This window comes from Homoserinibacter sp. YIM 151385 (genome assembly GCF_027912415.1).
In the GTDB taxonomy this organism is placed as follows: domain Bacteria; phylum Actinomycetota; class Actinomycetes; order Actinomycetales; family Microbacteriaceae; genus Schumannella.
This window is the reverse complement of record NZ_CP115175.1, coordinates 2016696-2041797: the sequence shown is the minus strand read 5'-3', so window position 1 is coordinate 2041797 and position 25102 is coordinate 2016696. Positions and strand designations below refer to the sequence as shown.

Here is a 25102-nt window from a genome sequence, read left to right as displayed (position 1 = left end):
AAGGCATCGCCGGAGTTGTCCACAGTCTCCACAGGCGTTAAGACGTTTAACGAGAGAAGATGATCCGGCTCCGTGCCGCAACCTCCTGTGGATGGGAGGCGAGACGAGCGACGGGGTCCGCCTCCCCGCCCTGATCCCGCCGTCCCTGTGACAGGATCGCTGTGGGAGTATTGACCCCCACGCCATCTCGAGCACGACAAGGGGTTCCGTCTGTGAAGTTCCAGGTCAATCGCGACGTCTTCAGCGAGGCCGTGTCCTTCGCGGTCAAGCTCCTCCCGCAGCGGACGACGCAGCCCATCCTCAGCGGCGTGCTCCTCACGGCGGAGGGCGGCTCGCTCACCCTCTCGTCCTTCGACTACGAGGTCTCGTCGCAGACCGAGATCACGGCCGAGGTCGACGAGCCCGGCACCGCGCTCGTCTCCGGCCGCCTCCTCGCCGACATCGCCAGCCGCCTCCCGAACGCGCCGGTCCAGTTCTCGACCGTCGACGGCAAGATCGCGGTCAGCTGCGGCTCGGCCAGGTTCACGCTCCTGAGCATGCCGGTCGAGGAGTACCCGACCCTGCCGAGCGTGGGCGAGCGCACGGGCGTCCTCCCGGCCGAGGACTTCGCGGCCGCGGTCTCGCAGGTCGCCGTCGCCGCATCCCGCGACGACGTCACCCCCGTGATCACCGGGGTCCAGCTCGAGGTCGCCGACAACAGCATCTCCCTCGTCGCGACCGACCGCTACCGCGTCGCGGTCCGCTCCATCGACTGGGACTCGGGCTCGACGAGCGCCGAGGGCGCGACCGCGCTGGTGCCGGCGCGCACGCTCTCCGAGATCGGCAAGACCTTCGGGCACAGCGGCACCGTCGCCGTCTCGATCGTCCGCACCGACGAGCGCGAGCTCATCGCCTTCAGCGCCGAGAAGAAGACGGTGACCTCGCTCCTCATCAAGGGCAACTTCCCGCCGGTGCGCCGTCTGTTCCCCGAGACGGTCGAGAACTACGCGGTCATCAACACGGCCGAGCTCGTCGAGGCCACGCGCCGGGTCTCGCTCGTCCTCGAGCGCGAGGCGGCCCTCCGCTTCAGCTTCTCGATCGACGGCCTCACCCTCGAGGCGGCCGGCTCCGAGCAGGCGCAGGCCTCGGAGACGATCGACGCGCACCTCGTCGGCGAGGACACGGTCGTGTCGCTCAAGCCCTCCTTCCTGCTCGACGGCCTCAGCGCCGTCCACTCGGAGTTCGTGCGCATCTCGTTCACGAAGACCGAGAACCCGAACAAGCCGGGGCCGGTGCTCATCACGAGCCAGTCGTCGAAGGAGCAGCCGGGCTCCGACGACTACAAGTACCTGCTGCAGCCCAACCTGCTGCTGCGCTGATCGGGCGACGGGCCCGCCCGGCGTGATCGTCACGCACCTGCAGCTCTCCGACTTCCGCAACTACGCGGAGGCGGAGCTCGAGCTGCACCCGGGCCCGAACCTGCTGGTCGGCCGCAACGGCCAGGGCAAGACGAACCTCGTCGAGGCGATCGGCTATCTCGCGACGCTCGGCTCGCACCGCGTCTCGAGCGATCAGGCGCTCGTGCGTCAGGGGATGGATGCGGCGATCGTCCGCGCGCAGCTCGCCTCGGGTGATCGCCGGCTGCTCGTCGAGCTGCAGTTGAACCGCCTGGGCGCGAACCGCGCCCAGGTGAACCGCGCCCCCGCGAAGCCGCGCGACCTCCCGCGCCACGTCTCGAGCGTGCTGTTCGCCCCCGAGGACCTTGCGCTCGTGCGCGGCGAGCCCTCCGGCCGCCGTCGCTTCCTGGATCAGCTGCTCGTCCAGCGCGCACCCCGCTTCGCGGGGGTGATCGGCGACTACGAGCGCGTGCTCCGGCAGCGCAACACGCTGCTCAAGACCGCCCGCGCGGCCGCGCGGCACGGCGACCTCTCGACGCTCGAGGTCTGGGACGAGCGGCTCATCGCCCTCGGCGCAGAGCTCGTGGTGGCGCGGCTCGAGCTCGTGGCCGAGCTCGAGCCCTTCGCCGCGGACGCGTACCGCGCGATCGCCGGCGAGGAGCACGTCGCGCAGCTCGCCATGCGGCTGAGCGTCCTCGGCGAGCAGCCCGATGACGAGCCCGTGTCGGAGGGGGATGCGGTGCACGGCCGGCGGGATGTCGTCGAGACCGCGGCCGCCTTCCGCGACTCGCTCGCACGGGTGCGCCGGCAGGAGCTGGATCGCGGCCTGACGCTCGTCGGACCCCACCGCGACGACCTCGAGCTGCAGCTCAACGGCCTCCCGGCGCGCGGCTATGCCAGCCACGGCGAGTCGTGGTCCTTCGCCCTGTCGCTCAAGCTGGCTGCGGCCGGCATCCTGCGTCGAGACTCCCCGACGGGCGATCCGGTGCTCGTGCTCGACGACGTCTTCGCGGAGCTGGATGCGACCCGGCGCCTCCGCCTCGCCGACGCGGTGAAGGACTACGAGCAGGTGCTCATCACGGCGGCCGTCTTCGAGGACGTCCCCCAGGAGCTCGCCGGCCATGTCGTCCGCATCCGGGCGGGCCGGATCCTCGAGGAGGGCGAGGCGTGATCCGCCGCGAGGAGGAGCCGGCCCACCTCGAGGCGTACCGGCGGGTGCGCGCCCGCTTCGGGGATCCGGCGATCGTCTCCCGCGACGGCCGGCGCCGGGCCGCGAAGGCCGAGGCCGAGTCGGAGCGCAGCACCCCGTTCTCGCCGGGCCGCGACCCGCGCGAGCTCGGCGCGGTGCTCGAGCGGCTCACCCGGCAGATGGGCTGGGACTCCTCGCTCGCGAAGTCCGACCTCCTCAACGACTGGGCGGACATCGTCGGCGCCGAGGTCGCGGGTCACACGGAGCCGGTCTCGATCGAGGACGCGACGCTCACGATCCGCTGCGACTCGACGGCCTGGGCGCACCAGCTGCGGAGCATGCGGACGCAGGTCACGACCCGCATCGCCGAGCTCCACCCGACGGCGGGGGTCGAGACGGTCCGCTTCATCGGGCCGGACACCCCCTCCTGGAAACGGGGCCCGCGAGCGATTCCAGGGCGCGGTCCTCGCGATACCTACGGCTAGGGCGACAAATCCGGTCACCCTCGCCGGGAAAACCCGTCAGAAGGCGGTTTCCGGCCGCCCGAAACGACCTCCTGGGATAGCATGGGGAGGTCGTGGAGCGCCTTCTCGAGGCCCCCGCGTGAGCCTCGTCAGGAGCAACGACTACATGACCTCATCTGCCCCGGATCCCACCCCCGCGGCGTCCGGAACGGACAGCTACGGCGCCGACCAGATCCAGGTGCTCGAAGGCCTCGAGGCGGTCCGCAAGCGCCCCGGCATGTACATCGGGTCGACCGGTCCGCGCGGTCTCCACCACCTCGTGCAGGAGATCGTCGACAACTCGGTCGACGAGGCGATGGCCGGCTACTGCGACACCATCCTCGTGACGATCCTCGCCGACGGCGCCGTGCGCGTCGTCGACAACGGCCGCGGCATCCCCGTCGACGAGCACCCCGTCGAGAAGAAGTCGACCGTCGAGGTCGTGCTCACCGTGCTCCACGCGGGCGGCAAGTTCGGCGGCGGCGGCTACGCGGTCTCCGGCGGCCTCCACGGCGTCGGCAGCTCGGTCGTCAACGCGCTCTCGACGCGCCTCGACGTCGAGGTCCGCCGGCAGGGCAGCGTCTGGCGGCAGTCCTTCCGCGACGGCGGCATCCCGCAGGCGCCGCTCGCGCAGGGCGAGCCGACCGACGAGACCGGCACCACGATCACGTTCTGGCCGGACGACACGATCTTCGAGACCGTGGTCTTCGACTTCGAGACCCTCCGCACCCGCTTCCAGCAGATGGCCTTCCTCAACAAGGGCCTCCGCATCGAGATCTCGGACGAGCGCGAGACGGATGCGGAGGGCGCCTTCCGCGGCGAGGTCTTCCACTACGAGCGCGGTCTCGTCGACTACGTCGAGTACCTCAACTCGACGAAGAAGACGGAGACGATCCACCCCGAGATCATCGCCTTCGAGTCGGAGGACACGGAGCGCAAGATCTCGCTCGAGGTCGCGATGCAGTGGACGACCGCCTACTCGGAGAGCGTCCACACCTACGCGAACACGATCAACACGCACGAGGGCGGCACGCACGAGGAGGGATTCCGCGCGGCGCTGACGACGCTCGTCAACCGCTACGCGCGCGAGAAGGGCCTCCTCAAGGACAAGGACGACAACCTCTCGGGCGACGACGTCCGCGAGGGCCTCACCGCCGTCATCTCCGTCAAGCTCGGCGAGCCGCAGTTCGAGGGCCAGACGAAGACGAAGCTCGGCAACACGGAGGCGAAGTCCTTCGTGCAGCGCATCGCCGGCGATCAGCTCGGCGACTGGTTCGAGCGCAACCCGCAGCAGGGCCGCGAGGTCGTGCGCAAGGCGATCCAGGCGGCGACCGCGCGCCTCGCCGCGCGCAAGGCGCGCGAGCAGACCCGCCGCAAGGGCCTCCTCGAGGGCGGCGGCATGCCGGGCAAGCTCTCCGACTGCTCGAGCAAGGACCCGACGCGCTCCGAGATCTTCCTCGTCGAGGGGGATTCCGCGGGCGGCTCCGCGAAGACCGGCCGGAACCCCGAGACGCAGGCGATCCTGCCGCTGCGGGGCAAGATCCTCAACGTCGAGAAGGCGCGCCTCGACCGCGCGCTCGGCAACGCCGAGATCCAGGCGATGATCACGGCCTTCGGCACCGGCATCGGCGAGGACTTCGACGGCGAGAAGGCCAGGTACCACAAGATCGTGCTCATGGCCGATGCGGATGTCGACGGCCAGCACATCACGACCCTCCTGCTGACGCTGCTCTTCCGCTACATGCGGCCGCTCATCGAGATGGGGTACGTGTACCTCGCGCAGCCGCCGCTGTACCGGCTCAAGTGGACGAACGCCGACCACGAGTACGTGTACTCGGATCGCGAGCGCGACGCCGTGCTCGCGGACGGGCTCGCCGCCGGCCGCCGACTCCAGAAGGAGAACGGCGTGCAGCGCTACAAGGGCCTCGGCGAGATGAACCACCAGGAGCTGTGGGACACGACGATGAACCCCGAGTCGCGGACGCTGCTCCAGGTCACTCTCGACGACGCGGCGATCGCCGACGGCGTCTTCTCCACCCTCATGGGCGACGACGTCGAGGCGCGTCGCACCTTCATCCAGCAGAACGCGAAGGACGTGCGCTTCCTGGACATCTAGCGGCCGGATCCACCGCCCGCCCGCAGCCCAGACGAGACGCAGGAACAGATGACCGACGACACCACCACCACGCCGGACGGCACCCCCGCCGACCGCATCGAGCAGGTCGACCTCCAGCTCGAGATGCAGCGCAGCTATCTCGACTACGCGATGAGCGTCATCGTCGGGCGCGCGCTGCCGCGCGTCGAGGACGGCCTCAAGCCCGTGCACCGCCGCGTGATCTACACGATGTACGACGGCGGGTACCGCCCCGACCGCGCCTTCTCGAAGTGCACGCGCGTCATCGGCGATGTCATGGGCCAGTTCCACCCGCACGGCGACAGCCCCGTCTACGACACGCTCGTCCGACTCGTGCAGCCGTGGGCCATGCGCTACCCGCTCGCCCTCGGCCAGGGCAACTTCGGCTCGCCCGGCAACGACGGCGCGGCCGCCCACCGGTACACCGAGACCAAGATGGCGCCGATCGCCATGGAGATGGTCCGGGACATCACCGAGGACACGGTCGACTTCCAGGACAACTACGACGGCCGCACGCGCGAGCCGGTCGTGCTCCCCTCGCGCTTCCCCAACCTGCTCGCCAACGGCTCGGTCGGCATCGCGGTCGGCATGGCGACGAACATCCCGCCGCACAACCTCCGCGAGGTCGCCGACGGCGCCCTCTGGGCGCTCGCGCACCCGAACGCCCCGCGCGAGGAGCTGCTCGAGGCGCTCATCGAGCGCATCAAGGGACCCGACTTCCCGACCGGCGCGCAGGTGCTCGGCGTGAAGGGGATCCGGGACGCCTACCGGACCGGCCGCGGCTCCATCACCATGCGCGCGGTCATCGAGGTCGAGGAGATCCAGGGCCGCACCTGCCTCGTCGTCACCGAGCTGCCGTATCAGGTGAACCCCGACAACCTGGCGATCAAGATCGCCGAGCAGGTGAAGGAGGGCAAGCTCGCCGGCATCGCCGACATCCGCGACGAGTCCTCGGGCCGCACCGGCCAGCGTCTCGTCATCGTGCTCAAGCGCGACGCCGTCGCGAAGGTCGTGCTCAACAACCTCTACAAGCACACGCAGCTGCAGGACAACTTCGGCGCGAACATGCTCGCGATCGTCGACGGCGTCCCGCGCACCCTCACGCTCGACCAGTTCATCACGCACTGGATCTCGCACCAGGTGAACGTGATCGTCCGCCGCACGCAGTACCGCCTCGCCGAGGCGGAGGCGCGGGCCCACATCCTCCGCGGCTACCTCAAGGCCCTCGACGCGCTCGACGAGGTCATCGCGCTCATCCGCCGATCGCCGACCGTCGACGAGGCCCGGGCCGGCCTCATCGAGCTGCTCGCGATCGACGAGCTCCAGGCGAACGCGATCCTCGAGATGCAGCTGCGCCGGCTCGCCGCGCTCGAGCGCCAGAAGATCATCGACGAGGCCGCCGAGATCGAGCGTCGCATCGCCGACTTCCAGGACATCCTCGCGAAGCCGGAGCGCCAGCGCACCATCATCGCCGAGGAGCTCACCGAGATCGTCGCGAAGTTCGGCGACGAGCGCCGGACCGAGATCCTGCTCGGCTTCGACGGCGACGTCTCCGTCGAGGACCTCATCCCCGAGGAGGAGATGGTCGTCACCGTCACCCGCGGCGGCTACATCAAGCGCACGCGGAGCGACAACTACCGCTCGCAGCACCGCGGCGGCAAGGGCGTGAAGGGCGCGGCGCTGCGGGCCGACGACCTCGTCGAGCACTTCTTCGTGACGACGACGCACCACTGGCTCCTCTTCTTCACGAACCAGGGACGCGTCTACCGCGCCAAGGGCTACGAGGTCGCCGAGGGCGGTCGCGACGCGAAGGGCCAGCATGTCGCGAACCTGCTCGCGATGCAGCCGGATGAGCAGATCGCGCAGATCCTCGACATCCGCGACTACGAGGTCGCCGACTACCTCGCGCTCGCGACGAAGGGCGGGCTCGTCAAGAAGACGCGCCTCTCCGAGTACGACACGAACCGCACGGGCGGCATCATCGCCGTCAACCTGCGCGAGGGCGACGAGCTCGTCTCGGCGATGCTCGTCGACGCCGACAGCGACGTGCTCCTCGTCTCGCGCAAGGGCATGTCGGTCCGCTTCACCGCGGAGGACGGCGCGCTGCGCCCGATGGGCCGCTCCACCTCCGGCGTCACCGGCATGAAGTTCCGCGAGGGCGACGAGCTGCTCTCGGCGAGCGTCGTCCCGAAGGCCCCGGACGGCGAGGATGCGCACGACGCCTTCGTCTTCACCGTCACCGACGGCGGCTTCGCGAAGCGGTCCGCGATCAGCGAGTACCGGGTCCAGGGACGCGGCGGCCTCGGCATCAAGGTCGCCAAGCTCAACGACGATCGCGGCTCGCTCGCGGGCGCCCTCATCGTCGGGCGGGACGACGAGGTGCTCGTGGTCCTTGCCAGCGGCAAGGTGGTAAGGTCTGCCGTGGCCGAGGTCGAGGCGAAGGGCCGCGACACCATGGGCGTCGTGTTCGCCCGGTTCTCGGGCGGTGACCGGATCATCGCCGTGGCCAAGAACAGTGAACGCAACCTGGGCGCCGATCTGGAACCCCAGGATCTCGACGAGTCGGCCGGTGCCGACGCCGGGAAGGACGAACCCACCTCATGACCAGTGTCGCCGAACGGCTGCAGCGGAAGTCGCAGCGTCAGGTGTCCTCCAAGCAGGTGCGACTCCGCCTCGTCTACGTGGACTTCTGGTCCGTCGTGAAGCTGTCGGCCCTCATCTGGGCCTGCCTCGGGATCGTCCTCGTCGTCGCCGCCTTCCTCGTGTGGACGGTGCTCGCCTCGACCGGCATCTTCGGCACGATCGACGGCCTCCTCCAGGATGTGCTCGGCGACTCGACCGCCTCCGTGACCGCCGGCTTCGGCGTGGGCCAGGTCGTCCTGTTCTCCTTCGTGATCGCGGTGCTCAACGTCATCATCGGCACGGTGCTCGGCGCCATCGGCGCGCTGCTCTACAACCTGAGCATGCGCATCACCGGCGGCCTGCTCATCGGCTTCACCAACAACTGAATCGGTCCCCGCGCCGGCGTCGGGCCGTTTTGGTCCGACCGGCTGGCGTGGGGTACTGTTCTATTCGGCCCGGCGCGTTCCGGGCCGGACGGGGCTATAGCTCAGGCGGTTAGAGCGCTTCGCTGATAACGAAGAGGTCCGTGGTTCGAGTCCACGTAGCCCCACTGTGTTGATATCGCGCCGCCGCTTCTGCGGCGCGATCGTCCGGGATGCTCGTCGAATCCGCCGGTAGACTGCTCTCGCACGGGGCCTTAGCTCAATTGGTAGAGCGCCTGCTTTGCAAGCAGGAGGTCAGGGGTTCGATTCCCCTAGGCTCCACCAGCTTCCGCGTCTCCTCCCGCGTGGCGTGCGCCGTCGTCGTGACGGGGTCAGCTGATGGAGGCGCTTCCCGTGTCGAGCGCGATGAAGGCGTCGTCGAGTGCGTCGCGGAGCGTGGGGGTCTCGCCGGCCGCCCACCGTCGCCAGGCGAGATCGAGGATCGCGAGGGCGGCGAGCACGATCGGTCTCGCCGCCGAGCTCGGATGGATGCGTGAGCCGAGTGCTTGCGTGAGGGCTTCTTCGTGCCCGTAGCGTCGATCGGCGAGTCGGGCACGGAGTGAGGGCGTCGTCTGGATCATCCGCACCCGGGCACGCTCTGCCTCCGATGCGGTGTCGATCGAGGTCAGCGCCTCCTGGAACAGGCGGTGCAGCAGCCCCCACGCGTTCTCGCCGGTCACCGCCGGGAGCCCCGCGAGGATCCCCCCGAAATCGATGGTGCGGCCATCGACCAGCGTGAGGACGGCATCCTCTTTCGACCCGAAGTAGCGGAAGAACGTGGCGCGGGAGATCCCCACCTCGCTCGCGGCGTCGTCCACGGTCACCGCGTCGAAGCCGCGCTCGGCGAAGATCGCGCTCATCGCCTCCGCGATCTCCGTGCGCATCGCCTCCCGCGCTCGATCCCGCACGCTCATGGTCATACGCGAAGTGTACCGGAGACGAGATGCAGCACCGCTTCTGCTAGTCTATCTCGGTCTTGATACTGAGTCTCACGTGAGGGGTTGTCGTTGTCGAACACTGGAGAGATCGTCGTCCCACCCGCGACGGCGGATCGGGGCCGGGTGCGTCCCGGTCCGGTGATCGCGGTGCTCGCGTTCGCGGGCATGGTGGGGTCGTTCATGCAGACGATCCTCATCCCGATCCAGGGTGAGCTCCCGGAACTGCTGAACGCATCGCGTGACGACACGGCGTGGGTGATCACGATCACCCTGCTGGTGTCGGCGATCTGCACCCCGATCACCGGGAAGCTGGGCGACATGTTCGGCAAACGCCGCATCGCCCTCATCCTCCTCTCCCTCCTCGTCGCCGGATCCGTCGTCGCGGCCCTGTCGCCGACCGTGGTGCCGCTGATCATCGGCCGCGGCCTGCAGGGGCTCGGGATGGGCGTCATCCCGCTCGGCATCACGATCCTCCGCGATGTGCTCCCCAGCCAGCGGCTGGGTTCCGCGATCGCACTCGTCAGCGCGACCCTGGGCGTGGGCGGGGCGCTCGGGCTCCCGTTGAGCGCGTTCGTCACGCAGAACGCGGACTGGCACATGCTGTTCTGGCTCGCCGCCGCCCTCGGTGTGATCGTGCTCGCCCTCATCGCGTGGATCGTTCCGGAGAGCCCCACCCGCACCGGCGGCCGTGTCGACGTCGTCGGTGTGATCGGTCTCGCGATCGGCCTGACCGGGATCCTGCTCGCCGTCTCCCGCGGCAACGAGTGGGGATGGGTCTCGCCCCTCACCCTCGGTCTCCTCCTCGGCGGGGTGCTCGTGCTGCTGCTGTGGGGGTGGTGGGAGCTGCGGACGTCCGCGCCGCTGGTGGATCTGCGGGTGAGTGCCCGCGGGCCGGTCCTGATCACGAACCTCGCCTCGATCGCGATGGGATTCGCGCTGTTCTCCTCCCAGATCGCGTTCCCGCAGCTCCTCGAGATGCCCGCCCAGACCGGCGGCATCGGCCTCACGCTCCTGCAGGCGAGCTTCATCCTCATGCCCGCTGGTCTCGCGATGCTCGCCATGTCCCCGATCGCGGGACGGCTGGAACGCACGTGGGGACCGAAGCCGTTGTTCATCATGGGCGGCACCATCATCGCGGCCGGCTACCTGGTCGCCGTGCTCATGGATCTCGGCCCCTGGCACATCCTCACGATCAACCTCCTCATCGGCATCGGCATCGGCCTCGGCTACGCGGCCATGCCGACCCTGATCATGCGCGCGGTGCCCGACACCGAGACCGGTGCCGCGAACGGTCTCAACACGCTGATGCGCGCCCTCGGCACCGCCACCGCGTCCGCGGTCATCGCCGCGGTCCTCGCGAACTCCACCACCGTGGTCGGCGGCGTCGCGATGCCCACCACGGACGGATTCCAGACCGCGTTCCTGTTCGGCCTGGCCGCCGCGCTGATCGCCACGGTGATCGCGGTCTTCATCCCGAAGCCCGTTCATCACGCCGGGGAGCACGAGGCCCTGACCGACGATCAGCTCTGATCCGAGACGAGGCGCCGATCCTCTCCTCGGCTCGCTCGGGACGCTGGAACGCGAAGCGGTCCTCACCCGCGAACACGTGCTCGTCGTCGCAGCGGTAGCCGCGCAGCCACGAGACGCCGTCGACGACGCGGAGGTAGAAGCCCTTCGGGTCCTCGTCGTCCGTGCTCAGCGGATCGGATGCGACGGTGAGCGAGTCCGCGGGGGCCCGACCCGTCGACATCCGCGGATCCGAGGAGGCCGTCTGATCCGAGAGGGCGAGGCGGAGGTACGGCGCGGTGTCGGCCGGGCACGGCCCGAGTCCGAGCTCCGCCGCCGCGGAGAGGAGCTCGGGAAGCGTGGCGCCGGCAGGCCGACCGAGCTCGGCGACCGAGCGGACCGCGATGACGATCGGCTCGACGGGGCGCCGCTCGAACACGGGATGCGCGAGCAGCGTCTCGGCGTGCGCGTTGCGCGCCACCCCCGCGGCATCGAGCGCGGCGAGGAGCTCGGGCCGGCTCAGCCCGCCGACCCCGAGGCGCAGGCCGTCCGCATCCCCGCTCACCGGTGCGCCAGCAGCTCGATCGCGATGACCGCGAGGCCGAGGAGGCCGGCCGCGCCGAGCGCGATCAGCCGGCGCCACCAGGTGAGGCGGGTCCGGCGGATCGCGACCCAGCCGATCACGACGAGGGTGACGACGAGCGTGATCGTGCTGGTCCGCAAGGCCGATGCGGCACCCCAGCGGCCCGTCGCCGAGATCGCGAGGAACACGATCGGCAGCGTCACGGCGCCGATCGCGCCGAAGCTGACCCGGAGTGCGCGGCGGAGCTCGTCCGCCGACATGAGGCGCTCGTGGATCGCCACGTGCGAGACGAGGTCGGCGACGAAGATCGCGAGGAGCGTGCCGACGACCGTCAGCAGCAGCGTGATGAGCGCGGCGAGGGCGTCGACCTCGCCGTGCGCGCCGGTCGCGACGAGGATCGCGAGGGCGGTGAAGCTGACGTAGATGCGCTCCTTGAGCTGATCGGCGGCCTCCCCGCGATCCCGGGGAGCCGACCACCTGCTGCTGCGTCTCGCCACGGCGAGGATGCTACCCCCGAGTCGGCCCGGAGACGACGGAGGCCCGCCGCAGATGCGGCGGGCCTCCGGACGTGCGGGGCGGGACTACGCGTCGGGCGTGAGCTCCGACTCCTCGAGGTCCTCGATCCAGAGGTCGTCGTCGGCGCGGAGCGTCTGCCAGGCGGCGTACGCGACACCGGCGGCGGCGACCACGCCGAGGCCGAGGAGGATGAACTTGCCGACCCCGCCCGAGGAGCTCGGCGGCTGGATGCGCTTCTGCGCCTTCTTGCTGAGCTGCGAGGTCGTCTTGCCGGCCTTCTTCACGACCTCCCGGACCCGCGGGTCCTTCGCGGCCGACAGGACGGCGAGCGTCGAGCCGATCGCGCCCGAGACGGCCGGGATGACGTCCTCGGCGATGCGGGAGCGGGCGTTGTAGGAGGCGGCGCGGCCGGCGGCGAGCGAGCTCGCGACCGTCGGCTTCAGGCGCTGGTCGTAGGCGTCGCGCACCCGGGGCGCGACATCGTCGCGGGCGTAGTTGCCGAGCTGTCGGCGAGCCTCGCGGAGCACGTCGTTCGCGTGGTCGAGGACCTCGCGCTGCTCGTCGAACACGTTCGAGGTCGAGCGCTTGAGGCGCTTGAGCTCCTTCGTGCGCTTGCGTGAGGATCCCATGGGGTGTCTCCCGTCGTCGGCGTAAGCGGTGCCCCAATCCTCCCACGGCACCTGCTCGGGTCAACCGGGATCGCCTGGGCGGCACCTGGGAGCCCGCTGGCATCCGACTCGGCTCCGGGGGCGAGGCGCTGTGGAAGAATCGAGCCATGCCTCTTCACACCGCGGTCGCCACCATCCACACCAACCACGGCGACATCCGCATCGACCTGCTCGGCAACCACGCGCCCATCACGGTCGCGAACTTCACCGGCCTCGCCACCGGCGAGCGCGAGTGGACGCACCCGCAGAGCGGCGAGACCAAGAACGAGCCCCTCTACGACGGCACCATCTTCCACCGCATCATCCCCCAGTTCATGCTTCAGGGCGGCGACCCCCTCGGCCAGGGCATCGGCGGCCCCGGCTACCAGTTCGACGACGAGATCCACCCCGAGCTGAACTTCAACGAGCCCTACGTGCTCGCGATGGCGAACGCCGGCATCCAGATGGGCCGCGGCACGAACGGCTCCCAGTTCTTCATCACGACGGTGCCCACCCCGTGGCTCCAGGGCAAGCACGCCATCTTCGGCACCGTGAGCGACGAGGACTCGAAGCGCGTCGTCGACGCGATCGAGAAGGTCGCGACCGACGGTCGCGACAAGCCGCTCGAGGATGTCGTCATCTCCTCCATCGAGATCGCCGAGGTCTAGGTGACCGACGGCCTCGACGACGCCGACTACTGCTACCGGCATCCGGGCCGGCAGAGCTGGATCCTGTGCCAGCGCTGCGGCCGGACCATCTGCCCCGAGTGCCAGATCCAGGCGCCCGTCGGCGTGCAGTGTCCTGAGTGCGTCGCCGAGGCCAACGGAGGTCGCGCGCCCCGCTGGACGCCGGCATCCGGATCAGCGCCCCGCGCGAGCAAGGCGGCGAGCAACGTCACCGCCTTCCGGCGCACCCCGCGCTGGCAGCAGTGGCTGAAGCGCTTCTTCTCGCCGGGCTCGAGCGCTCCGGTCGTGAGCATCGTCGTCATCGCGCTCACCGCGCTCGTCTCGATCCCGACCCTGCTCACCGGCATCCCGGGCCTCTTCCTCTACGCCGACCCGTCGACCTCGGTGCAGGTCTGGCGCTACTTCACCTCGGCGTTCGTGGTGCTCAGCCCGCTCTCGCTGATCCTCAACGCCGTCTTCTTCATGCTGATCGGGCCGACCGTCGAGCAGATGCTCGGGCGGGCGCGCTTCGCGACGGTGCTCGCGTCAGGCGCCGCGGTCGGCGCCTCTGCGATGCTGCTCTCCGGCGGGGCGGCCGCGGGGCTGACGGGAGCGATGTTCGGCATGTTCGCCGCCTACTTCGTCATCGGGCGCTCGATGGGCGCGAACATGACGCAGTTCATCGTGATCATGGGCCTCAACGTGATCCTCACGCTGGTGGTCAGCCCGGCCTACATCTTCATGCTGGTGGGCGGCGCGATCGGCGGCGGCGGCGCGGCCTGGCTGTTCTTCTGGCATCGCGACAAGGGGACGCGGAACGCCCGCCTTCCGTACCTGCACATCCTGGCGGGAGTCGCGGGCTTCATCGCCCTCGCGATCATCCGCTCGCTCGTCAGCTGAGTCGACGCCAGCGGGTTCGGCAGGTTCTCCACAGATCCGTCCACAGTGTGGACGAATCACAGGCGTGTAATTCAGCTCCGGATCAGCGCCAGCGGGTCGTCATCAGGAAGCCGATGAACATGATCCCGAAGCCCACCAGGATGTTGCCCGGGCCGAGGTCCGGGATCGGGAACTGCTGGTCGCTGACGTAGTAGACGATGATCCAGACGAGCCCCAGCAGCATGAAGCCGAACATCACCGGCTTGAACCACACCGGGTTCGGAGCGTCCTGGCCCGAGCGGACCTCGGCATCCTCGGGCTGGGAAGAGCGTGCGCGCGATCGGGCCATGCCCCCGATTGTAGCGGCGTAGAATCCAGGCATGAGCGCGGATCCGGCACGCGCGCGACCGCGTCGGCGCGTCTCCGTCCTGGGCGTGCTCGGCGAGCTGCTCATGACCGCCGGCGTCCTCGTGCTCCTGTTCCTCGGCTGGCAGCTCTGGCTCAACGACATCATCGTCGGCGGCCGGCTCGAGACGGAGTCGACGCAGCTCTCCCAGGAGTGGGACCTCGAGGCGGTCCCCGCGCCCCGGCCGAGCGAGAGCGCGGAGCCCGGCGACCCGCCGGTCGGCACCGCGCCCGCGAACGCCGAGCGCTTCGCGCTGCTCGCCGTCCCGCGGTTCGGCGCCGACTACTATCGGCCGATCGCCGAAGGGATCGGGGTGGCTGACGTCCTCAATCAGGGCGAGCTCGGCCACTACCCGAGCACGCAGATGCCGGGCGCGGTCGGCAACTTCGCGATCGCGGCGCACCGGAAGGCGTACGGCGGCAACCTCGAGCACATCGGCGAGCTGCGGCTGGGCGACGAGATCTTCGTCGAGACGCGGGAGGGCTGGTACGAGTACCGCTTCCGCAACCTCGAGTACGTGCAGCCGAGCGGGGTGGGCGTCATCGAGCCCGTCCCGCAGCAGACCGGCTTCGAGCCGGGCGACCGGCTCATCACGCTGACCAGCTGCAACCCGTTCTTCTCCACCGCCGAGCGCATCATCGCGTACGGCGTCTACGAGGGCTTCACGCCCCGAGCCGACGGCCCGCCCGGGTCGATCGCGGCGACCGTCCGGAAGGGAGCCTGATGTACGGCGCGCTCTGGCGGATCCTCCCCGGGCCCTGGTGGGTCCGCGTCCTCATCCTGCTCGTCCTCGCGGCTGCGGCCGTCGCGGCGCTGATCCTCTGGGTGTTCCCCTGGGTCGATCAGTTCGTGGCGCCGCAGGAGGTCACGGTCGGCGGATGACGCGTGTGCTCGTCGTCGACAACGACGACAGCTTCGTCTTCACCCTCGTCGCCTACCTGCGCGAGCTCGGGGCCGAGGTCGCGGTCCGGCGGTCGGATGCCGTGGAGGCCGGCGAAGGTCCGGCCGTCCTGCGCGGGCTGGACGGCATCCTGGTCTCCCCGGGACCTGGGACCCCGGCGGCGGCGGGCCGCGCGCCGGAGCTGGTGCGCGCCGCGCTCGAGACGCGACTGCCGCTGCTCGGCGTCTGCCTCGGACACCAGATCCTCGCCGAGGTGCTCGGCGCCCGGGTCGGGCACGCGCCCGAGCTCGTGCACGGCATGACCTCCCGCGTCGTCCACGACGGGGGCGCGCTCTACGCCGGGATCCCGAGTCCCTTCGCGGCGACCCGATACCACTCGCTCGCGGTCGAGGAGTCGAGTCTGCCGCCCGAGCTGGAGGTCGTCTCGCGGACGGACGGCGGCGTCGTCATGGGCGTGCGCCACCGCGAGCTCCCGGCCGAGGGGGTGCAGTTCCACCCCGAGGCCGTGCTCACCGAAGGCGGCCACCGACTGCTCGGCAACTGGCTCGAGGGGATCGGGCTCGACGGCGCCGCGGCGCTCGGCGCGGGGCTCAGCCCGCGCAGTAGGTGAGCTCGACCGCCGACTTCTGCGCCTGCTCGCCCTTGAGCGACTGCGCCGAGACCGCGCGCCCGCCGCAGCCCCGATCCGCGATGACCTTCACGGTGAGCTGATACTGGGCGCCGCTCAGGGTCGTCTGCGCCTCGTCGATCGACTTGCCCGTCACATCCGGGATCGAGATGCGACCGGTCGACACGATCAGCGTGACCTCCTGCCCCTTGTGCACCTCGCTCGCGCCGGCGGCAGGCTCCGTGCCGATCGCGACGCCCTCGGGCACGTTCGGGGAGTTCTCCTTGCGGGTCTCGCCGACGGCGAGCCCCGCCTTCTTCAGCGCCGCGGCCGCCTTCTTCGCCGACTTGTAGGACACGTCGGGGATGCGGACCATCTCCGTTCCCGACGACACGGTCAGCGTGATCTGCTGCTGCGGCGGCACCACGACATCCGGCCCCGGCTGGGACTTGATCACCTGACCGGCCGGCACCTCCTCGTCGACGACCTGCACCTGCACGGCGCGGAGGTTGGTCTTCGTGAGCTCGGCCTCGGCCTGCTCGAAGGTCATGCCCGCGACGTCCGGCACGCGGATCGCGACATTGCCGCTGTTGAGCGACGGCGGCGTGAGGTTGAAGACCCAGACGAGCGTGACGACCACGACGATCGCCATGAGCGAGATGCCCGCCCAGATCCAGGCGACCGGCGGGCGGCTCTGCGTGCGCGGCACGCGGTCGTCCTCATCGGCGGAGAGCCGGCGCAGCGTCGCGGCGGAACCGGCCGAGGCGCTCGGGTTGACCCCGAACAGCGTCGTCGAGAAGTCGTCGTCGCGACCGCCCGGGGCACGATCCGGGACCTTGCCCTCGACGGCGACATCCACATCCTCGCGGAAGTCGACCGCCGACTGGAAGCGCTCGAAGCGGTCCTTCGCGAGCGCGCGGAGCACGACCGCGTTGAGGGCGGGGGAGACCGCCGGGACGAGCGTCGCCGGCGGCACGGGCGCCTCGCTGAGGTGCTGGTATGCGACGGCGACCGCGGTGCCGCCGGAGAATGGCGGACGTCCGGTGAGCATCTCGTAGAGGACGATGCCCGCCGAGTAGAGGTCGGTGCGGGCGTCGACGGACTCGCCGCGGGCCTGCTCGGGCGAGAAGTACTGCGCCGTGCCGAGGATCGCGCTCGTCTGCGCGATCGTCGCCGCCGAGTCGGAGATGGCGCGGGCGATGCCGAAGTCCATGACCTTCACCTGGCCGGCGGCGGTCACCATGATGTTGCCCGGCTTGATGTCGCGGTGCACGACGCCCGCGCGATGCGAGTACTCGAGGGCCGTGAGCACGCCGTCCATGATCTTCACGGCGCGCTCGGGAGCGAGCGGGCCGTCGGCGATCATGTCGCTGAGCAGACGCCCCTCGACGTACTCCATGACGATGAAGGGCACCTGCACCTCGACGCCCGAGTCGTCGCGGATCGTCTCCTCGCCGGCGTCGTAGACCCGCACGATCGTCGGGTGCGCCATGCGCGAGGCCGACTGCGCCTCCTGGCGGAAGCGGCTCCGGAAGGCCGGATCGTTCGCGAGGGTCGGCTTGAGGAGCTTGATCGCGACCTTGCGGCCCAGCCGCGAGTCGCTGCCCTCGTACACGTCGGCCATGCCGCCGCGCCCCAGGAGGTCGCCGACCTGGTAGCGGCCCGCGAGGATGCGGACGCGCTCCGTCATGCGATCGGTCACAAGGGCTCCAGGCGGGGTCGGGGAATGCCAGATCAGTGTAGCCGCCGGGCCCGCGCGGATCCCGTGTCGCGCGTCTCGATCAGCTCACGATCCCCCTCGGGGCTCACTGGGCGGTGATGCTCAGCGAGCCCGACTCCGCACTCGAGATCTCGCCGCCGCAGATCGCGTGGAAGGTCACGGTCGCCTGGCCGGGGCCCTCGAAGGTGGCCTGCATGCTCGTCGCCGCGGCCGTCACCGGGTTGCCCGTGCCGAGCGAGATCGGGCCGGTCGAGGTGAACTCGTAGCCGGAGAGGGCGAAGCCGCTCGGGCAGCCCCGGTACGCCGCCCAGCTGATCGTGATCGTCTCGTCCGCCGCCGGCTGCGCGTTCGGCGTCGTCGGGGTGGCGGGAGCGCTCGGCGTCGGGAAGGCGCCGTACACGCGGATCTCGAGGGCCGCGTTCCGCGCGACGTTGCCGTCGGGCGCGATCGTCTGCACCCGGCCGACGAGATCGGGGCGCGGCGCCGCCGAGCCCGTCGTCTGCGTGTACGAGAACTCGCCGCCGAGCTGGTCGAGGCGGCTCCGCGCATCCTGCACCGTCAGCCCCTCGTAGTCGGAGGCGTCGATGCGGATCGTCTCGTCCTCGGTCTCGGTCGGCGTCGGCGACGGGGACGCCCGCGTCGGCTCGGGTGTCGCCGAGGAGTTCGAGGGCGAGGGCGTCGGGTCGCCCTGCGGCTGCAGCGCGAGCACCAGGATCAGCGCGATGAGCGCCACCGCGAGCACCGAGACGATCGCGATGAGCGGCCAGAACCACGGGCTGCGCTTCTTCTCCTCCTCGATCGGGACGTCGGTCGCCGTCGTCGCCGCGCCGTTCGCGCCCGTGAGCACGCGCGTCGCCTGCGTCTGGCCGTAGTTGGGGACGTCGATCGGGTTCGCGCCCGCGACACCGGGGACGGCCGCGATCGCGCCCGCGACATCCCCGCGCCGCAGCGCCTGCGCGGCGCGTGCGAGGTGCGCCGAGGAGGCCGGGCGGTCCTCGGGCTTCTTCGAGATCGAGGTGTAGACGAGGTTGCGCACCGGCTCGCTCACCGTCACCGGGAGCTCCGGCGGGGCCTCGTTGATCTGCGCCATCGCGATCGCGACCTGCGACTCGCCCGTGAAGGGGCGACGGCCCGCGAGCGCCTCGTACGCGACGATGCCGAGCGAGTAGATGTCGGTCGCGGCGGAGGCGGGCTGGCCGCTCGCCTGCTCGGGCGAGAGGTACTGGACCGTGCCCATGACCTGTCCGGTCGCGGTCAGCGGCACCTGGTCGGCGATGCGCGCGATGCCGAAGTCGGTGATCTTCACGCGGCCGTCGGGCGTCATGAGGAGGTTGCCCGGCTTGATGTCGCGGTGCACGAGGCCCGCCTGGTGCGCGGCCTGGAGGGCGGACGCGGTCTGGGCGACGATGTCCATGACGCGGTCGGTCGAGAGCACGCGCTCCCGCTCGAGCACCGCGCTGAGCGCCTCGCCGGGGACGAGCTCCATCACGAGGAAGGCCGAGCCGTCCTCCTCGCCGTAGTCGAAGACGTTCGCGATGCCCTCGTGGTTGACGAGCGCCGCGTGACGGGCCTCCGCGCGGAAGCGCTCCAGGAAGCCCGGATCGCCGAGGTACTCGTCCTTGAGGATCTTGATGGCGACCGTGCGCCCGATCACGAGATCGGTCGCCTGCCACACCTCGCCCATGCCGCCGATCGCGATCCGCGACGACAACTGGTATCGACCACCGAAGGTGAGCCCGCTGGAGGGTCTCATCTGCTCAGCACCGCCTCAATCACACTCTTGGCGACGGGAGCTGCGAGCAGGTTGCCGAAGCCGTCCTGTCCCATCCCGCCGCCGTCCTCCACTACGACCGCGACCGCGACCTGAGGGTCGTCGGCCGGAGCGAACCCCGAGAACCAGAGGGTGTACGGCTCGCCCTCGCCGTTCTCGGCGGTTCCCGTCTTGCCGGCGACGTCGACGCCGTCAATTCTTGCATTGCTGGCCGCGCCGTTCGTCACGCCCTGCACCATCATCTGGGTCATCGTCGCCGCCGTCTCCGGGCTGATCGGCTCGCTCAGGACCTCGGGCTCGAAGCCCTCCAGCACCGAGAGATCCGGGGCCGTGATCTCGTCGACGAGATCCGGCTTCATCAGCCGGCCGTCGTTGGCGACCGCCGCCGAGACCATCGCCATCTGCAGCGGGGTGACGCGGTCGCTCGCCTGGCCGAAGGCGGAGAGCATCGTCTGCGCCTCGCTCTCCGTCGGCGGATACACGCTCGGCGTCACCTTGAGCGGGATGCGGAGATCCTGCTCGAAGCCGAAGGCCTTCGCCTGGTCGGAGATTGCCTGCCAGCCGAGCTCGCGGCCCAGCTCCGCGAAGGGGATGTTGCAGCTGAGCCGCAGGGCCGTCGCGATCGTCGCCTCGGCGCCGCCGCCGCAGGTGCCGCCGCTCGAGTTCGTGATGACGCTCGAGGTGCCGGGGAGCGTGAGCTGCGCGGGGTTGTCGAAGGCGTCCTCGGGCGTGTAGCGGCCGCTCTCGAGGGCGGCAGCCGTGACGACGAGCTTGAAGACCGAGCCCGGGGGGTTGAGGTCGCCCGCGATCGCCCGGTTCTGGAGCGGCTGGTCCGCATCCGCGAGCAGCTGGTCGTAGCTCTGGATGACGGAGCCGGAATCGTGGACCGCGAAGACGTCGGCGTCGAAGGTCGGGCGGGACACCATCGCGAGGATCCGGCCCGTCGCCGGCTCGATCGCCACGACCGCGCCCTTCTTGCCCTCGAGCGCATCCCAGGCCGCCCGCTGGACCTCGGGGTCGAGGCTCAGCGAGACCGCCGCGCCCTTCGGGTCCTGGCCGGTGATGGTCGCGTTGAGCTGGTCGAGGAACTGCTCGTTGCTCGAGCCCGAGAGGTAGTCGTTGAGCGCGCCCTCGATGCCCGTGTTGCCCTGGTTGAGCGTGAAGTAGCCGGTCACCGGCGAGTAGATCCGGTCGGCGTAGCTGCGCTGGAAGCGGTACTGGTCGTCGACCGGCGTGCTCTCCGCGATCGCCTCCCCGCCGACGAGGATCGGGCCGCGCTCGCGCGAGTAGCTGTCGTAGAGGGTGCGGGTGTTCCGGCTGTCGGCGCGCAGCGAGTCCTGCTGGAAGACCTGGATGAAGGTCGACGAGCCGAAGAGGGCGAGGAACATCAGCAGCACGACGAAGCTGACCCGGCGGAGCTCCTTGTTCACGAGTCGATCACCAGCCTCGGCTGGTTGCGGACGGTGTCGGAGAGCCGCAGGAGCAGCGCCACGATCATCCAGTTGGCGACGAGGGAGGAGCCGCCCGCCGCGAGGAACGGGGTGGTGAGGCCGGTGAGCGGGATGACGCGGGTCACGCCGCCGATGACGATGAAGACCTGGAGCGCGATGACGAAGGCGAGGCCGACCGCGAGGAGGCGGCCGAAGTCGTCCTGTCCGCTGAAGCCGATGCGGAAGCCGCGCGAGACGAGCAGCAGGTAGAGCGCGAGGATCGCGAAGAGCCCGATGAGGCCGAGCTCCTCGCCGAGGCTCGAGATGATGAAGTCGCTCTCCGCGAGCGGCACGAGGTCGGGGCGGCCCCGGCCGAGGCCCGTGCCGACGAGACCGCCGTTCGCGAGGCCGAAGATGCCCTGCACGACCTGGAACGAGCCGCCGTCGGCCGTGAACACGTCGTTGTCGAAGGCGTCGAGCCAGGTGTGGAAGCGCCCCTGCACGTAGGTGAGCGTGCTCGAGGCGACGAGCGCGCCCGCCCCGAACATCCCGAGCCCGAGGAGCACCCAGCTGAGGCGACCCGTCGCGACGTAGATCATGACGAGGAAGATGCCGAAGTAGAGCAGCGCCGTGCCGAGGTCGCGCTGGAACACGATGACGCCCATCGCCGCGATCCAGATGATGAGGATCGGGCCCAGGTCGCGGACCCGCGGGAACCGCATCCACAGGAGCTTGCGGCCCACCATCGAGAGCGACTCGCGCGCCGTCACGAGGTAGCCGGCGAAGAACACGGCGAGCGCGATCTTCGCGATCTCGCCCGGCTGGAACGACATCGGGCCGAGGCGGATCCAGACCCGCGCCCCCGAGATCTCGCGGCCGATGCCCGGCAGCATCGGCAGGAGCAGCAGTGCGATGCCCGTGAACATGGCGATGTAGCGGTATCGGGCGAGGACGCGGTGGTTGCGCACCACGAGCAGCACGGCGACCGCGGCGACGATCGCGATGACCGCCCACACGATCTGCCGGACGGCCGCCGCATCCCAGCCGAGGAGCCCCTCGGCGATGTCGATGCGCGAGATCTCGGCGATGCCGACGCCGTTGAGGAGGAACGCGATCGGCACGAGGAAGGGGTCGGCGTCGGGCGCGGTCACGCGCAGCACGATGTGGACGACGAGCACGAGCGCCGCGAGCAGGCCGAAGGCGGCGAGCATGCCGGCGTCGGGCTGCCCCTGGGCGCCCAGCTGCACGAGGAGCAGCGCGGCGCCGGCGAGGAGGATCGAGATGACGAGCATCACGAGCTCGCGATTGCGCAGTCGGGCCGGCTGACGGAGGCGGATGCGGATCGTCCCGGTGAGCGAGGTGCGGGGACTCGCGTCGATCGGGCGGGGGGTCGTCGCGGCCGTCACGCTACTGACCCGCGGCCGAGGCGAGGCGGGCGACGATGTCGTTCGCCTCGCGGAGGTTGTCGGCGCTGATGGTCGCCTCGACGGACTGTCGCTGGAAGCTCGGGAGCTCCGAGAGCTCGATCGTCGTCGTCTGGTAGACGCTCGAGAGCGGGATCGGCCCGATGTCCTGCTGGACGCCCTGGAAGATCGCGACGCGGCCCTCGTCCTCGCCGACGAAGTAGTGCGCCTGCGTCCACTGGTAGGCGAGGAGGGCCGCCGCGACGATCGCCGCGATCGCGACCGCCACCATCGACAGCCACGCGATCCGCCGACGTCGGGCCCGCCGCTTGTCCTCCTCGATGAGCTCGACGAGGTAGTCCTCGCTCTCCGGCTCGAAGTGGGAGGGATCGGGCTTCGTCGCCTTGAGGGGATGCAGCAGCAGCGTCGGCAGGTTGAGCGGCCGCCGCGTCGTCTCGGCCTCGAAGCTGAGCGGCTGGCTCGCGGAGCCGACCAGCTCCGGCCGGGCGAGCGGCGCGTCCTCGTCGTCGGTGATGTCGAGGAGGACGACCGTCACGTTGTCGGGGGCGCCGTGGTCGAGGCTCTCGCGGACGAGCCGGTCGGCGGCGTCCTGCGTCCGGGGTGCGCTCGCGAGGATCGCGGCGATCTTCTCGTCGGAGACGTAGCTGGAGAGGCCGTCCGAGCAGACCAGCCACCGGTCGCCGGGGAGGGTCGTCAGGATGGAGGTGTCGATCTCGGGGGCGGCGTCGACATCCCCGAGCACCCGCATGAGCACCGAGCGCCGCGGGTGGACCGCCGCCTCCTCCGGCGTGATGCGGCCCGAGTCGACGAGGCGCTGCACGAAGGTGTGGTCGGCGCTGATCTGCGAGAGCTCGTCGTCGCGGTACAGGTAGATGCGGCTGTCGCCGATGTGCGCCATCGCGATCTGATCGCCGACGCGGACGAGCCCCGACACCGTCGTGCCCATGCCGGTGAGCTCGGAGTGCTCGAAGACGGTCTCGGCGAGCAGCGAGTTCGCGGCGATGAGCGCCGACTGGAGGGCGAACTCCGCATCCGTCGCCGACTCGTACTCGCGGTCGGCCTCGGCGATGCGCTTCGCCGCGATCGCGGAGGCGACGTCGCCGCCCGCGTGGCCGCCCATGCCGTCCGCCACGAGGAAGAGGTGCCGGCCCGTGTAGCCGGAATCCTGGTTGCTGGACCGGATCTTGCCGACATGGGAGACGGCCGCGCTCGTGGGGGTCGCCAAGGTCACCGCCGCAGCTCGAAGCTGGTCTTGCCGATGGTCACGGATGAGTTCATGGGGATGGGCGTCGGGAGTGTGACGCGCTGGCCGTCGAGGAAGGTGCCGTTCGTCGAGTCTAGATCCTGGACCACCCACTGGTCGTTCCAGAGCATGAGGCGCGCGTGGTGCGTCGAGGTGTAGTCGTCGCGGATCACGAGGCCCGACTCGCTCGAGCGGCCGATCGTGAGCTGCTCGGCGGGCAGGTCGATCTCGATGCCGGCGCGCGGGCCGCTCGTGATGACGAGGCGGCGCGCGGTGCGATCGGAGGCGGCGGGCACGGCCCGGCCGACCGGCTCGGTCGGGAGGGCGAGCGGCGGGGTGGAGGGGGATGCGGCCGCGCCGGAGGGCTCGGGGCGCGAGCTCATCGGCGAGCTCGGGTACTCCGACTCCGCGGGCATCTTCCGCGCGCGCTGGCCGAACAGGTCGGAGCGGAGCGTGTAGACGATGAAGAAGACGAAGCCCCACATGAGGATGAGGAACGCGATCCGGAGGACCAGCAGGGTGAGCTCGCTCAACGGCCGCCCTCCGTCCGGAGGTCGGCGAACTGGTCGACGTCGGAGGACTGCGCGAGGACCCGGAAGACGATCCGCGTCCGGCCGAGGTCGATCACCGAGTCCGGCTCGAGCGGCGCCTGGCCCAGCTTCTGCCCGTTGAGCTTCGAGCCGTTCGTCGAGCCGAGGTCGTTGACCTGGCCGCGCTTGCCGTCCCAGAGGATCTCGACGTGCTTGCGGGAGATGCCGGTGTCGTCCACGGTGATGTCCGCATCCGATCCCCGGCCGATGATCGTGCGGCCCTTCGTGAGCGGGTAGCGCTTGCCGTTGATGTCGAGCACGGGCGTCCAGGTGACGGCGCCCTTCATGTTGTCGGACTCGACGCGGACCATGCCGGTGCTCAGCGAGCCGTCCTGCACGAGCTGGATCGAGATCCCGCCCGCGAAGGAGTAGTGCTGCGCGGCGGCGTGCTGCTGGACGAGCTGCGTGAACTCGTCGAGCAGGGCGGGGCCGAGGGCGACGAAGCGCTCGTGGTCGGCGGCGGCGAGGCGCACCCGGAAGCGGTTGGGGACGAGGATGCGGTCGCGCGCGACGACGGCGGCCTTCGTGTCGAGCTCCCGGCGGAGCGCGGCTGTGACCTCGAGAGGCTGCAGGCCGCTCTTGAAGGTCTTCGCGAAGGCGCCGTTGACGGCGCGCTCGAGACCTTTCTCGAAGTTGTCGAGAATCCCCAAGGATCTCCCTCTCGGCCTGGAACGATCTCAGAAGAGACTAGTCGGCTGGGCTCGGGGTTCGGGGTGAACCTGCGGACCGGTCGTTCTGCGTGGCGGGTGCCGCCGCGGGCGCCCCTGCCGAAAGTGCCCGAACAGCCTCGACCGCGCCCGTCGTTCCGGGCGCACTCGAGGCTGTTCGGGCACGCTCGCGGCGGCCGCCACGCGTGATACTCTCGTGCGGTTGAGCGCGACGCCGCGCTCCTCACGCGCGAGTGGCGGAATTGGCAGACGCGCTGGCTTCAGGTGCCAGTACTCGCAAGGGTGTGGGGGTTCAAGTCCCCCCTCGCGCACATCGGGATCCGATTCGGGTCCACCTTCTCGGAGTCGCCCGTCTCGGGCCT

The 25102-nt window shown here is 70.3% G+C and carries 24 protein-coding genes and 3 tRNA genes; 15 read left to right on the top strand and 12 right to left on the bottom strand.

Annotated elements, in window-relative coordinates; genetic code table 11:
• The first annotated feature begins 212 nt into the window (after nucleotides 1–212).
• From dnaN to OF852_RS09930, 8 genes are all read left to right on the top strand, one after another.
• Nucleotides 213–1358, top strand: a complete 1146-nt coding sequence (gene dnaN, locus OF852_RS09965; RefSeq protein ID WP_271119007.1) for a DNA polymerase III subunit beta — start codon at nucleotides 213–215, stop codon at nucleotides 1356–1358.
• Between the two features lie 22 nt (nucleotides 1359–1380).
• Nucleotides 1381–2547: a DNA replication/repair protein RecF gene (recF, locus tag OF852_RS09960; protein ID WP_271119006.1), complete on the top strand. Its 1167-nt coding sequence runs from the start codon at nucleotides 1381–1383 to the stop codon at nucleotides 2545–2547.
• Nucleotides 2544–3050, top strand: a complete 507-nt coding sequence (locus OF852_RS09955) for a DUF721 domain-containing protein (protein WP_271119005.1) — start codon at nucleotides 2544–2546, stop codon at nucleotides 3048–3050. Before recF ends, OF852_RS09955 begins: the two co-directional genes overlap by 4 nt.
• A gap of 145 nt (nucleotides 3051–3195) precedes the next feature.
• On the top strand, nucleotides 3196–5184 hold the full coding sequence (gyrB, locus tag OF852_RS09950; protein ID WP_271119004.1) for a DNA topoisomerase (ATP-hydrolyzing) subunit B: 1989 nt from the start codon (nucleotides 3196–3198) through the stop codon (nucleotides 5182–5184).
• 48 nt (nucleotides 5185–5232) lie between these two features.
• Nucleotides 5233–7806 (top strand): DNA gyrase subunit A, encoded by a 2574-nt coding sequence (gyrA, locus tag OF852_RS09945; protein WP_271119003.1) that lies wholly within the window; start codon nucleotides 5233–5235, stop codon nucleotides 7804–7806.
• Complete coding sequence (locus OF852_RS09940; RefSeq protein ID WP_271119002.1) at nucleotides 7803–8210, top strand: DUF3566 domain-containing protein; 408 nt, start codon at nucleotides 7803–7805, stop codon at nucleotides 8208–8210. Before gyrA ends, OF852_RS09940 begins: the two co-directional genes overlap by 4 nt.
• Nucleotides 8211–8300: 90 nt before the next feature.
• Nucleotides 8301–8374, top strand: a tRNA-Ile gene (locus OF852_RS09935).
• Nucleotides 8375–8455: 81 nt separating this feature from the next.
• Nucleotides 8456–8531, top strand: a tRNA-Ala gene (locus tag OF852_RS09930).
• A gap of 47 nt (nucleotides 8532–8578) precedes the next feature.
• Here the strand turns inward: OF852_RS09930 and OF852_RS09925 are convergent.
• Nucleotides 8579–9166 (bottom strand): TetR family transcriptional regulator, encoded by a 588-nt coding sequence (locus OF852_RS09925; protein ID WP_271119001.1) that lies wholly within the window; start codon nucleotides 9164–9166, stop codon nucleotides 8579–8581.
• 183 nt (nucleotides 9167–9349) lie between these two features.
• Between OF852_RS09925 and OF852_RS09920 the strand changes: the two genes are divergently transcribed.
• Complete coding sequence (locus OF852_RS09920) at nucleotides 9350–10714, top strand: MFS transporter (protein ID WP_271121159.1); 1365 nt, start codon at nucleotides 9350–9352, stop codon at nucleotides 10712–10714.
• On the opposite strand, the gene OF852_RS09915 is transcribed toward OF852_RS09920, so the two are convergent.
• From OF852_RS09915 to OF852_RS09905, 3 genes are all read right to left on the bottom strand, one after another.
• Nucleotides 10653–11255, bottom strand: coding sequence for a hypothetical protein (locus OF852_RS09915; protein WP_271119000.1), 603 nt, complete (start codon nucleotides 11253–11255; stop codon nucleotides 10653–10655). The genes OF852_RS09920 and OF852_RS09915 overlap by 62 nt on opposite strands.
• On the bottom strand, nucleotides 11252–11770 hold the full coding sequence (locus OF852_RS09910) for a hypothetical protein (protein ID WP_271118999.1): 519 nt from the start codon (nucleotides 11768–11770) through the stop codon (nucleotides 11252–11254). Before OF852_RS09910 ends, OF852_RS09915 begins: the two co-directional genes overlap by 4 nt.
• A gap of 84 nt (nucleotides 11771–11854) precedes the next feature.
• Nucleotides 11855–12418, bottom strand: a complete 564-nt coding sequence (locus tag OF852_RS09905) for a hypothetical protein (protein WP_271118998.1) — start codon at nucleotides 12416–12418, stop codon at nucleotides 11855–11857.
• Nucleotides 12419–12564: 146 nt separating this feature from the next.
• On the opposite strand from OF852_RS09905, the gene OF852_RS09900 reads away from it, so the two are divergent.
• Together OF852_RS09900 and OF852_RS09895 are read left to right on the top strand one after the other, a co-directional pair.
• Nucleotides 12565–13104 carry a peptidylprolyl isomerase gene (locus OF852_RS09900; RefSeq protein ID WP_271118997.1) on the top strand — a complete coding sequence of 180 codons (540 nt, stop codon included), beginning with the start codon at nucleotides 12565–12567 and terminating at the stop codon, nucleotides 13102–13104.
• Nucleotides 13105–14001, top strand: coding sequence for a rhomboid family intramembrane serine protease (locus OF852_RS09895; protein ID WP_271118996.1), 897 nt, complete (start codon nucleotides 13105–13107; stop codon nucleotides 13999–14001).
• A gap of 82 nt (nucleotides 14002–14083) precedes the next feature.
• On the opposite strand, the gene OF852_RS09890 is transcribed toward OF852_RS09895, so the two are convergent.
• Nucleotides 14084–14329, bottom strand: a complete 246-nt coding sequence (locus OF852_RS09890) for a cell division protein CrgA (RefSeq protein WP_271118995.1) — start codon at nucleotides 14327–14329, stop codon at nucleotides 14084–14086.
• 31 nt (nucleotides 14330–14360) lie between these two features.
• Between OF852_RS09890 and OF852_RS09885 the strand changes: the two genes are divergently transcribed.
• Genes OF852_RS09885 through OF852_RS09875 form a run of 3 tightly spaced genes read left to right on the top strand, consistent with a single transcriptional unit; the run spans nucleotide 14361 to nucleotide 15897 of the window.
• Entirely contained in the window at nucleotides 14361–15110 is a 750-nt protein-coding gene (locus OF852_RS09885; RefSeq protein ID WP_271118994.1) for a class E sortase, read from the top strand.
• A complete protein-coding gene (locus tag OF852_RS09880; protein ID WP_271118993.1) occupies nucleotides 15110–15268 on the top strand; it encodes a hypothetical protein in 159 nt (52 codons plus the stop codon). Before OF852_RS09885 ends, OF852_RS09880 begins: the two co-directional genes overlap by 1 nt.
• Nucleotides 15265–15897 (top strand): anthranilate synthase component II, encoded by a 633-nt coding sequence (locus OF852_RS09875; protein ID WP_271118992.1) that lies wholly within the window; start codon nucleotides 15265–15267, stop codon nucleotides 15895–15897. The genes OF852_RS09880 and OF852_RS09875 overlap by 4 nt, the downstream gene beginning before the upstream one ends.
• Here OF852_RS09875 and pknB read toward each other — a convergent pair.
• The 7 genes from pknB to OF852_RS09840 form a co-directional block, all read right to left on the bottom strand.
• On the bottom strand, nucleotides 15878–17584 hold the full coding sequence (pknB, locus tag OF852_RS09870) for a Stk1 family PASTA domain-containing Ser/Thr kinase (protein WP_271118991.1): 1707 nt from the start codon (nucleotides 17582–17584) through the stop codon (nucleotides 15878–15880). The genes OF852_RS09875 and pknB overlap by 20 nt on opposite strands.
• Before the next feature lie 115 nt (nucleotides 17585–17699).
• Nucleotides 17700–19367, bottom strand: a complete 1668-nt coding sequence (locus OF852_RS09865; protein WP_271118990.1) for a serine/threonine-protein kinase — start codon at nucleotides 19365–19367, stop codon at nucleotides 17700–17702.
• Nucleotides 19364–20815, bottom strand: coding sequence for a peptidoglycan D,D-transpeptidase FtsI family protein (locus tag OF852_RS09860; RefSeq protein ID WP_271118989.1), 1452 nt, complete (start codon nucleotides 20813–20815; stop codon nucleotides 19364–19366). The genes OF852_RS09865 and OF852_RS09860 overlap by 4 nt, the downstream gene beginning before the upstream one ends.
• Entirely contained in the window at nucleotides 20812–22221 is a 1410-nt protein-coding gene (locus tag OF852_RS09855; protein WP_442908619.1) for an FtsW/RodA/SpoVE family cell cycle protein, read from the bottom strand. The genes OF852_RS09860 and OF852_RS09855 overlap by 4 nt, the downstream gene beginning before the upstream one ends.
• A gap of 1 nt (nucleotide 22222) precedes the next feature.
• Nucleotides 22223–23464 carry a PP2C family protein-serine/threonine phosphatase gene (locus OF852_RS09850; protein WP_271118988.1) on the bottom strand — a complete coding sequence of 414 codons (1242 nt, stop codon included), beginning with the start codon at nucleotides 23462–23464 and terminating at the stop codon, nucleotides 22223–22225.
• Nucleotides 23465–23466: 2 nt separating this feature from the next.
• The gene (locus OF852_RS09845; RefSeq protein WP_271118987.1) at nucleotides 23467–24015 is read right to left on the bottom strand and encodes an FHA domain-containing protein FhaB/FipA; all 549 of its coding nucleotides are present in this window, start codon (nucleotides 24013–24015) and stop codon (nucleotides 23467–23469) included.
• A complete protein-coding gene (locus tag OF852_RS09840; protein ID WP_271118986.1) occupies nucleotides 24012–24722 on the bottom strand; it encodes an FhaA domain-containing protein in 711 nt (236 codons plus the stop codon). The genes OF852_RS09845 and OF852_RS09840 overlap by 4 nt, the downstream gene beginning before the upstream one ends.
• Before the next feature lie 245 nt (nucleotides 24723–24967).
• Here OF852_RS09840 and OF852_RS09835 point away from each other — a divergent pair.
• Nucleotides 24968–25051 (top strand) — tRNA-Leu (locus OF852_RS09835).
• Nucleotides 25052–25102: the final 51 nt, after the last annotated feature.

What these genes read in the sequence shown, in the direction of transcription:
- OF852_RS09865 (WP_271118990.1), bottom strand. Translation starts at nt 19,367, where the DNA reads ATGAGACCCTCCAGCGGGCTCACCTTCGGTGGTCGATACCAGTTGTCG.
- gyrA (WP_271119003.1), top strand. Translation starts at nt 5,233, where the DNA reads ATGACCGACGACACCACCACCACGCCGGACGGCACCCCCGCCGACCGC.
- OF852_RS09880 (WP_271118993.1), top strand. Translation starts at nt 15,110, where the DNA reads ATGTACGGCGCGCTCTGGCGGATCCTCCCCGGGCCCTGGTGGGTCCGC.
- OF852_RS09885 (WP_271118994.1), top strand. Translation starts at nt 14,361, where the DNA reads ATGAGCGCGGATCCGGCACGCGCGCGACCGCGTCGGCGCGTCTCCGTC.
- OF852_RS09900 (WP_271118997.1), top strand. Translation starts at nt 12,565, where the DNA reads ATGCCTCTTCACACCGCGGTCGCCACCATCCACACCAACCACGGCGAC.
- OF852_RS09875 (WP_271118992.1), top strand. Translation starts at nt 15,265, where the DNA reads ATGACGCGTGTGCTCGTCGTCGACAACGACGACAGCTTCGTCTTCACC.
- OF852_RS09925 (WP_271119001.1), bottom strand. Translation starts at nt 9,166, where the DNA reads ATGACCATGAGCGTGCGGGATCGAGCGCGGGAGGCGATGCGCACGGAG.
- OF852_RS09905 (WP_271118998.1), bottom strand. Translation starts at nt 12,418, where the DNA reads ATGGGATCCTCACGCAAGCGCACGAAGGAGCTCAAGCGCCTCAAGCGC.
- gyrB (WP_271119004.1), top strand. Translation starts at nt 3,196, where the DNA reads ATGACCTCATCTGCCCCGGATCCCACCCCCGCGGCGTCCGGAACGGAC.
- OF852_RS09890 (WP_271118995.1), bottom strand. Translation starts at nt 14,329, where the DNA reads ATGGCCCGATCGCGCGCACGCTCTTCCCAGCCCGAGGATGCCGAGGTC.
- OF852_RS09920 (WP_271121159.1), top strand. Translation starts at nt 9,350, where the DNA reads ATGGTGGGGTCGTTCATGCAGACGATCCTCATCCCGATCCAGGGTGAG.
- pknB (WP_271118991.1), bottom strand. Translation starts at nt 17,584, where the DNA reads ATGACGGAGCGCGTCCGCATCCTCGCGGGCCGCTACCAGGTCGGCGAC.
- OF852_RS09940 (WP_271119002.1), top strand. Translation starts at nt 7,803, where the DNA reads ATGACCAGTGTCGCCGAACGGCTGCAGCGGAAGTCGCAGCGTCAGGTG.